Source organism: Streptomyces silvae (genome assembly GCF_016745505.1).
GTDB lineage: Bacteria > Actinomycetota > Actinomycetes > Streptomycetales > Streptomycetaceae > Streptomyces > Streptomyces silvae.
This window is the reverse complement of sequence record NZ_JAERUC010000129.1, coordinates 23,648-32,851: the sequence shown is the minus strand read 5'-3', so window position 1 is coordinate 32,851 and position 9,204 is coordinate 23,648. Positions and strand designations below refer to the sequence as shown.

The window sequence follows — 9,204 nt, the reverse complement described above, 5'->3', positions numbered from 1 at the left end:
CAGGTGCGTCCCCGCCGACCGCCACCGACCCGACCTGGATCTGGCGGCTGACCCGTCGGTCGGCGAGCTTGGTCGGAACGGCCGGCATTCCGAGAGAAATCGCAGTCATGCGCTGAGCATCCCCAAGGTGTGGATCAGTGTGGATCGAGGTCCCGAGAACGGCGGGCTCCAGGCTTCGAGGTTACGGCACCGGAGGAGAACAGGGCGCACCCGTGCCGACGAACCTCCCGATGGGTGGCGGCCGTACACCACCTGTGTGACCGGCCGCCACCTGTGAGACGTGTGAGGCGTCAGGTGATCTTCACCGGGTTCACGATGTCGGCGACCAGCACCAGCAGCGTGAAGCAGATGAAGATCCCCGCGACCACGTAGGCGACGGGCATGAGCTTCGCCACGTCGAACGGGCCGGGGTCGGGCCGCTTGAAGACCTTGGCCAGATTGCGGCGCAGGGCCTCCCAGAGCGCGCCCGCGATGTGCCCGCCGTCGAGCGGGAGCAGGGGCAGCATGTTGAAGAGGAACAGCGAGAGGTTGAACCCGGCCAGCAGGAACAGCATCATCGCGATCTGGTTCTGGGCCGGGACGTCGAGGTTCATCACCTCGCCGCCGATCCGCGCCGCGCCGACCACGCCGACCGGTGAGTCGTCGGCCCGCTCGCCGTCGCTGAACGCCGCGTTCCACAGGTCGGGGATCTTGGAGGGCAGCGCGATGATCGAGTCGACGCCGTTCTCGATCATGTCGCCCATGCGGACGACCGAGTCGCCGAAGGAGAGCGGAAGGATCTCCGTCTTCGCGGCGAAGCCGAGGTAGCCGGCGCTGACGTACTGGTCGGGGACGACCTCGCCGTGGGCGTCCTTCTTGGCCACGGCGTTCTTCTTCAGCACGGCGTTCAGGGTCTGTTCCTGGCCGTCGCGCTGCACGGTGATGGTGGCCGGGCCGATGGTCTGGCGGATCTTGTCCGAGAGGGTGGCCCAGTCGTCGACCTTCCGGCCGTTGAAGGCGACGATCTTGTCGCCCTCCTCCAGGCCCGCGGCCTTGGCCGGCGAGACCGGGTCGGAGGTCTTGCAGGTGTCGCGGTTCTCACTCTGGGCGATCACGCACTGCTGGACGCCCGCGACCTCGGTGGTCTGGGTCTGGAAGCCGAAGGTCATGGCCACGCCCATGAAGATCGCGACGGCCAGGACCAGGTTCATGAAGGGTCCGGCGAACATCACGATGACGCGCTTCCACGGCTTGCGTGTGTAGAAGAGGCGCGTCTCGTCGCCCGGCTCCAGCTCCTCGAAGGCGGCCGACCTGGCGTCCTCGATCATGCCGCGCCACGGTGAGGTGGAGCGCGCTTCGATCCGGCCGTCGGGCCCCGGGGGGAACATGCCGATCATGCGGATGTAGCCGCCCGCGGGGATGGCCTTGATGCCGTACTCGGTGTCGCCCTTCTTGCGCGACCAGAGGGTCGGCCCGAAGCCGACCATGTACTGCGGCACCCTGATGCCGAAGAGCTTGGCCGTCGACAGGTGGCCCAGCTCGTGCCAGGCGATCGAGAACAGCAGCCCCACGGCGAAGACGGCGATCCCGAGGATCGTCATCAGGATCGTCGTCATGCTCATACGTGCGCCTCCGCTGTCGCTGCCGCCGAGAGTTCGCGGGCCCTGGACCGGGCCCAGGTCTCCGCTTCCAGGACGTCCGCGACCGTCAGTGAAGTTCCCGTGGCGGGGGTGCCGTGTTCGGCCACCACGGCTGTGACCGTATCCATGATGCCGTTGAACGGCAGCCGTCCCGCGAGGAAGGCGTCCACGCACTCCTCGTTGGCCGCGTTGAACACCGCGGGCGCCGTGCCCCCTAGGGTGCCCACGTGCCGGGCGAGCCCGACCGACGGGAACGCTTCGGTGTCGAGGGGGAAGAACTCCCAGCTGGAGGCCTTCGTCCAGTCGAAGGCCGGGGCCGCGTCCGGGACCCGCTCGGGCCAGCCGAGACCGATGGCGATGGGGCCGCCCATGTCGGGCGGGGTGGCCTGCGCGAGGGTGGAGCCGTCGGTGAACTCCACCATGGAGTGGACGTACGACTGGGGGTGGACCACGACCTCGATCCGGTCGAACGGGATGTCGTAGAGCAGATGCGCCTCGATGACCTCCAGGCCCTTGTTGACCAGGGTCGCCGAGTTGACCGTGATGACCGGGCCCATGGCCCAGGTCGGGTGCGCCAGGGCCTGCTCCCGCGTGACGTCGGCGAGCTCGGCGCGCGTACGCCCGCGGAACGGGCCGCCGGACGCGGTCACGACGAGCTTGCGGACGTCGGCGCGCTTGCCGGCGGCGAGGGCCTGGAAGAGCGCGGCGTGCTCGGAGTCGACCGGGATGATCTGGCCGGGGGCCGCCAGGGCCTTCACCAGCGGACCGCCGACGATCAGCGACTCCTTGTTCGCCAGGGCGAGCGTGCGGCCCGCCTTCAGCGCGGCGAGCGTGGGGGCGAGGCCGATCGAGCCGGTGATCCCGTTCAGCACGGTGTGGCAGTCGCTCGCGGCGAGGTCCGTGGCGGCGTCCGGGCCGGCGAGGATCTCCGGGAGCGGCTCCCCCGCCCCGTAGACCTTCCGCAGCGCCTCGGTGAGCGCCGGCACCTTGTCCCCGTCGGCCACCGCGACCGTGCGGACGCGCAGCTGCCGCGCCTGCTCGGCGAGGAGCTCGACCCTGCCGCCCGCGGCGGAGAGCGCGGTGACGCGGAAACGTCCGGGGTTGCGCAGGACCAGGTCGATGGCCTGGGTACCGATGGACCCGGTGGAGCCGAGGATCACCAGATCCCGGCGGCCGTCCGTCGCGTCGAAGACGAGATGCGGATCGGCGAGGGGTGCGGGGCTGTCGCTCATGGCCCCCATTGTTGCCGCATCCGCTGTGCGTCGTGACAGCGCGCCCCTGTCGGCGCGCGCCTCAGGCCCGCGCGGCACGGAATTTCTTCCACTGGGCGGCCATGACGTCCTCGGGGACCCCGCCGATGTCCTGGGTGCCCAGGATCTCGGCGCGGAAGGCGAGGGTGGTGGAGCCGGAGCGCAGGACGGTGAGGTACTCGTACAGTTTCAGCTTCCCCTTCACGTCGAGGACGGTGAAGCGGTAGGCCTTCGCCTGGTCGGCCTCGCCGGCGAAGGCGGGCAGCGCCGCGGGTTCGACCTTCTCGTACCGGGCGCGGGCGACGGCCCGTTCCTCCGTGAGGCCGCCGGCGCACTCGCGGCCGGCCCGCTCCAGCGAGGCCATGACCTTCGCGGCCTCGTCCCCGGCGTACGAGCGCAGGGTGATGTCCACGGTGACCCCGAGCATCTCCTCGGGCTTGTCGGCCTTGCGCTGCACCTGTGCGACGGGCTCGTGACCGCTGACGTCACCGGCGAGGCTGACGAGCGGCTGGCATACGGCGGGGTCGGCGGTGTAGGCGTCCCCGAGCGGCCCGTCCAGGGTGTACTCGGACGCGGTGAGGTCACCGGCCCGCTCCCCGTCGGTGAGGGCCGCCGCGGTGAGCTCCGCCTCGGTGAGCCCCCCGGCCGTCGCTGCCGGGCGCGAGGGGGCGGGGCTCTTCCCGGCGCCGCTCTTGCCGTCGTCGTCCCCGCCACCGCATCCGGTGAGGCCCATGAGGGCCGCCACCGCGCATCCCGCCGCCACGGCGCCCCGCCGGCCGCCCGCCCCGTACACCCCGAACATCCCTGCCCCTGTCTCGTGTTGACCCGCCGGGATCCGTGTCCCGCTCGCGGCCGAGGCTCGATTGTGCGGCATCCGGGGGTCAGAAGTGCGTATCGATGCCGAACTTCTCCCGCAGCCGCCGCATGTCCGCCACATCGCGCTCGGCCGGTTCGTATCCCTGGTGGAACAGCGCCTGCTGCTCGGCGGAGACGCAGCGCACGGTGGCCGTCCCGATGGTGCCCGTGACGAAGCAGGCGGCCGGGTAGCGAAAGGGCTCCGACGGGTCGGGCGAGGACTGCACGGCGGAACCGTCGGCGTCGAACTCCAGCGGGTGCAGGTCGATCTCGGGCCCGGCCAGGTGGCTGAACACGAAACGGACCGGGCGCCAGTCCAGCGTCTCGGTGTATCCGGCGGACTCCAGGGCGGCCACCACGGCGGGCTCCTGCTCACGCCGGTGCAGGAGGTCGAGGTCGCGGTGGGGACGGGTCTCCTCGCCGAGCAGGGCGTCGACGCCCCAGCCCCCGGCGATCACCACGTCGGCACCGGCCTCGCGCAGCAGGGTGAGGACGGACAGGACATCGTTCCGGGACATCATGCGGGCGACCGTAGTGCGGCCCGCGCCGGACCGCACCACGGTTTACGGCTGCGCGGTCCTGGCCGCGAAGTCCGCGAACTCCTCGTGGAAGCGGGGGAACGTCTTCCGTACGCACCCGGGGTCGTCGTAGCTCATGCCGGGCGTGCGCAGCCCGGCGACGGCGAACGACATCACGATGCGGTGGTCGCCGTGGGTGACGATCTCGGTGGGGTGCGGGGTGCCGGGGTGGATCTCGATCCAGTCGGGCCCGGTGTGCACGGTGATCCCCATGCTCCGGAGGTTCTCCGCGCAGGCCTCCAGCCGGTCGCACTCCTTCACCCGGGTGTTGGCGACGTCCTCGATCCGCACCGGCGAGGTGGCGTACGGCGCGATGGCCGCGAGGGTCGGCATCGTGTCGGAGATGTCGCGCATGTTGACGGTCAGTCCGGAGAGCCGGCCCGAGGACCGTACGGTCGTGGCGTCCGCGGTGGTGCGGACCTCGGCGCCCATCCGGCGCAGCACGTCGGTGAAGCGCAGGTCGCCCTGGAGCGCGCCGGTGCCGAGCCCGGGGACGGTGACCTCACGGCCGGTGAGGGCCGCGGCGGCGAAGAAGTACGAGGCGGTGGACGCGTCGGGCTCGACGGCGTACGTGGTGGCGCGGTAGCCGCCGGGAGGGACGGTGAAGGTGTTCCCCTCGCGGGCGACCTCGACACCGAAGCTGCGCATCATCGCGAGGGTGATCTCGATGTACGGCGCCGAGACGAGCTCCGTGACGTCGATCCGCAGGCCCTCGGCGGTGAGCGGCCCGAGCATCAGCAGGGCGGTGAGGTACTGGGAGGACTCCCCCGCGTCGAGGGTCAGTTCGCCGCCCTTGACGCCGGACGCCTCGACGGTGAGCGGGTGGTGGCCCTCCGCTCCCTCGTGGCGCAGGTCGACACCGAGGGAGCGGAGCGCCTCGGTGAGGGGGGCGAGGGGGCGGCGGCGCATCTGCGCGGAGGCGTCGAAGCGGTACGTCCCGGAGGCCGCGGCGGCGGCGAGCGTGGGCAGGAACCGCGCGGTGGTGGCCCCGTCGCGGCAGTGGACGTGGGCGTCCTTCGTGGCGGGGCCCGAGGGGCGGCCTTCGATGTGCCATCGGTCCGGCTCGCGGCTCACCCCGTAGCCGAGGCGGGCCAGACCCTCGGTGAACCCCTCGGTGTCGTCCGAGTGCAGGGGCCGCAGGAGGGTGGTGGTGCCGTCCGCGGCGGCGGCCAGGAACAGGGCGCGGGCGGTGACGGACTTGGAGCCGGGGATGTCGATGACGGTCACGGGCGTCCATTTTGCCTTGTGGCGGGCGTGCCCGCGGGGCGCGTCCAGGCAGTGGACGCGCCCCGCGGGAGGTGCCGGGTTCAGCGGATGGGGCGGTGGACGTTCTCCCCGGTGGCCGGGCCGGGGGTGGCGTCGGCGATCCAGGGACCGTCGCCGCTGGGGTCGATGACCCCCTCCTCCAGCCAGGTGTAGGTCCCGGAGAGGACGCCGTCGACGACACGCCTGTCGATGTCGTCGGTGTTGGACCACAGCCGGTTGAAGAGCTCCTCCACCCGGATGCGGGACTGCCGGCAGAACACGTCGGCGAGCTGGTACGCCTCGCGGCCGTGGTCGTCGTCGGCCCGCAGGTGCTCGGCCCGGACGCACGCGGCGCTCATCGCGAAGAGTTCGGCGCCGATGTCGACGATCCGGCCGAGGAAGCCCTGCTTGGTCTCCATGCGGCCCTGCCAGCGGGACATGGCGTAGAAGGTGGAGCGGGCCAGCTTGCGGGACGAGCGCTCGACGTACCGCAGGTGCGCGGAGAGGTCGGGGTGCCCGGGGACGCGGAACTCCCCGTAGGAGTTGGGCAGCTGGCCGGGGCCGCTGACCAGCTTGGGGAGCCAGCGGGCGTAGAACCCGGCGGCGTTGGCGCCCGCCTTCGCCTTGTCGCCGAGCGCCTTGTCCGGGTCGATGATGTCGCCCGCCACCTTGAGGTGGGCGTCGACGGCCTCACGGGCGATCAGCAGGTGCATGATCTCCGTGGAGCCCTCGAAGATCCGGTTGATCCGCATGTCGCGGAGCATCTGCTCGGCGGGGACGGCACGTTCGCCGCGGGCGGCGAGCGAGGCGGCGGTCTCGAAGCCGCGTCCGCCGCGGATCTGGACGAGCTCGTCGGAGATCAGCCAGCCCATCTCGGAGCCGTACAGCTTGGCGAGCGCGGCCTCGATGCGGATGTCGTTGCGGCTCTCGTCGGCCATCTGCGAGGAGAGGTCCACGACCGCTTCGAGGGCGAAGGTGGTGGCGGCGATGAAGGAGATCTTCGAGCCCACCGCCTCGTGGCGGGCGACGGGCCTGCCCCACTGCTCACGGACCGCCGACCACTCACGGGCGATCTTCAGGGACCACTTCCCGACGCCGACGCACATGGCGGGCAGCGAGAGGCGGCCGGTGTTGAGCGTGGTGAGGGCGATCTTGAGCCCTGCGCCCTCGGGGCCGATCCGGTTGGCCGCCGGCACCCGGACCTCGTGGAAGCGGGTGACGCCGTTCTCGATGCCGCGCAGCCCCATGAAGGAGTTGCGGTGCTCCACGGTGATGCCCGGGGAGTCGGCCTCGACGACGAAGGCGGTGATGCCGCCCTTGTGGCCCTCGGACGCGGGGACCCGGGCCATGACGACGAGCAGGTCCGCGACGACGCCGTTGGTCGTCCAGAGCTTCACACCGTCCAGGACGTAGTCGTCGCCCTCCGGCACGGCTGTGGTCGCCAGGCGTGCCGGGTCGGAGCCGACGTCGGGTTCGGTGAGGAGGAAGGCCGAGATGTCCGTCCGCGCGAGACGGGGCAGGAAGGCGTCCTTCTGGTCCTGCGTGCCGAACATCTTCAGCGGCTGCGGTACGCCGATCGACTGGTGGGCCGAGAGCAGCGCGCCGATGGAGGGGCTCGCCGAACCGGCCAGCGCCAGCGCCTTGTTGTAGTAGACCTGGGTCAGTCCGAGACCGCCGTACTTGGTCTCGATCTTCATGCCGAGGGCGCCGAGCTCCTTGAGGCCGTTGATGAGCTCGTCGGGGATCCTGGCCTCGCGTTCGATCAGGGCGCCGTCGACGTGGGTCTCGCAGAACTCGCGCAGCCGGGCGAGGAAGGCCTCTCCGCGCCGTACGTCGTCGGGGGCCGGGAGGGGGTGGGGGTGGATCAGGTCCAGCCGGAAGCGTCCGAGGAAGAGTTCCTTGGCGAAGCTCGGCTTGCGCCAGTCCTGTTCACGGGCGGCCTCGGCCACCTGCCGCGCTTCGCGCTCGGTGACCTTGGGGGCCTGGGGGATGTCGGATGGGGCGGACATGAGGAGCTCACCTCGCCGCGAGTCGGGGTAGGGGTCGGGCCGTACGCGTGCCGATCGGTACCACTCGTCCGTATCTACCCGATCTGCGTCCGCCCCACCACCCTGCGGGAGGCCCCCGGCGGGTACGGAAACGGCCGGAGCCCCCGCACAGCGGGCTCCGGCCGGTCCGTCGCAGGGGTTCGGGCTACAGGGCCAGGCCGGTGAGGACCAGCACCCGCTCGTAGGTGTAGTCGTCCATGGCGTAGCGCACGCCCTCGCGGCCCACTCCGGACTGCTTGGCGCCGCCGTACGGCATCTGGTCGGCGCGGTAGGAGGGCACGTCGCCGATGACCACGCCGCCCACCTCCAGGGCGCGGTGCGCGCGGAAGGCGGTCTGGAGGTCGTGGGTGAAGACGCCCGCCTGCAGCCCGTACCTGGAGTCGTTGGCGGCGGCGAAGGCCTCCGCCTCGCCCTCGGTCCTCTGGACGTACAGCACCGGGCCGAAGACCTCCTCGCAGGCGATCGTCGTGGTGCCGGGGAGGTCGGCGAGGACCGTCGGGGCGTACGTGGCGCCGTCGCGCTTGCCGCCGGTCAGCAGGGTGGCACCGGCACCTACGGCCTCGTCGACCCAGGACTCGACCCGGCGGGCGGCGTCCTCGCTGACGAGCGGGCCGACGTCGGTGGCCGCGTCGGAGGGGTCGCCGGTCACCAGGGCCTCGACGGCGGCGACGATCTTCGGGACGAGCCGGTCGTGGACGGAGGCGTCGGCGATGACGCGCTGCACCGAGATGCAGGACTGGCCGCCCTGGTAGTTGGAGAAGGTCGCGATGCGGGTCGCGGCCCAATCCAGGTCCTCCTCGGAGGACCAGTCGGCGAGCACGACCGCGGCGCCGTTGCCGCCCAGCTCCAGGGTGCAGTGCTTGCGCGGCACCGACTCCATGATCGCGTAGCCGACGGGGCCGGAGCCGGTGAAGGAGATCACCGGCAGCCGCTCGTCCTGGACCAGGGAGGGCATCTTGTCGTTGGGCACGGTCAGCACGGACCAGGAGCCGGCCGGGAGGTCCGTCTCGGCCAGCAGCTCGCCCAGGATCAGGGACGAGATCGGGGTGGCCGGAGCCGGCTTCAGGATGATCGGGGCGCCGACGGCGATGGCCGGGGCGACCTTGTGGGCGCTCAGGTTGAGCGGGAAGTTGAAGGGCGCGATGCCGAGGACCGGGCCGCGCGGGAAGCGCCGGGTCAGTCCGAGGCGGCCGGTGCCACCGGCGTCGGTGTCCAGCCGCTGGGCCTCGCCCCCGTTGAAGCGGCGGGCCTCCTCGGCGGCGAACCGGAAGACGGACACGGCGCGGCCGACCTCGCCGCGGGCCCACTTGATGGGCTTGCCGTTCTCGGCGGAGATCAGCTGGGCGATCTCCTCGGTGCGCTCGGTGAGGCGACGTACGACGTGGTCGAGGGCGGCGGCCCGTACGTGCGCCGGGGTCGCGGCGAACTCCTCGCGCACGGCGTACGCGGCGGCGACGGCCTCCTCGACCTGGGCGTCGGTCGGCACGGCGACCGTGCCGACGGTGCGGCCGTCCCAGGGGTTGGTGACGTCGAAGCTGTCCTCGCCGGTGGCCGGGCGGCCTGCCAGCCAGAAGGCGTGGGTGGAAGTCATGGCGGTTCCGGCCCTTCG

General features: G+C 71.7%; 7 protein-coding genes. All 7 read right to left on the bottom strand.

What is annotated here, in order from left to right; translation table 11 throughout:
* Positions 1-290 precede the first annotated feature (290 nt).
* Entirely contained in the window at positions 291-1,601 is a 1,311-nt protein-coding gene (locus JKV81_RS19780) for a M50 family metallopeptidase (protein WP_124274951.1), read from the bottom strand.
* Positions 1,598-2,860: a 1-deoxy-D-xylulose-5-phosphate reductoisomerase gene (gene dxr, locus JKV81_RS19775; RefSeq protein ID WP_202076975.1), complete on the bottom strand. Its 1,263-nt coding sequence runs from the start codon at positions 2,858-2,860 to the stop codon at positions 1,598-1,600. The genes JKV81_RS19780 and dxr overlap by 4 nt, the downstream gene beginning before the upstream one ends.
* A 52-nt stretch (positions 2,861-2,912) precedes the next feature.
* Positions 2,913-3,671: a hypothetical protein gene (locus JKV81_RS19770; protein WP_202076974.1), complete on the bottom strand. Its 759-nt coding sequence runs from the start codon at positions 3,669-3,671 to the stop codon at positions 2,913-2,915.
* Between the two features lie 79 nt (positions 3,672-3,750).
* Entirely contained in the window at positions 3,751-4,245 is a 495-nt protein-coding gene (locus JKV81_RS19765) for a nucleotidyltransferase domain-containing protein (protein ID WP_202076973.1), read from the bottom strand.
* 42 nt (positions 4,246-4,287) lie between these two features.
* Positions 4,288-5,529, bottom strand: a complete 1,242-nt coding sequence (gene aroA, locus JKV81_RS19760; protein ID WP_202076972.1) for a 3-phosphoshikimate 1-carboxyvinyltransferase — start codon at positions 5,527-5,529, stop codon at positions 4,288-4,290.
* An 80-nt stretch (positions 5,530-5,609) separates the two neighbouring features.
* Positions 5,610-7,556, bottom strand: coding sequence for an acyl-CoA dehydrogenase family protein (locus tag JKV81_RS19755; protein WP_129265727.1), 1,947 nt, complete (start codon positions 7,554-7,556; stop codon positions 5,610-5,612).
* Between the two features lie 184 nt (positions 7,557-7,740).
* Positions 7,741-9,186, bottom strand: coding sequence for an aldehyde dehydrogenase family protein (locus JKV81_RS19750; protein WP_202076971.1), 1,446 nt, complete (start codon positions 9,184-9,186; stop codon positions 7,741-7,743).
* Positions 9,187-9,204 lie beyond the last annotated feature (18 nt).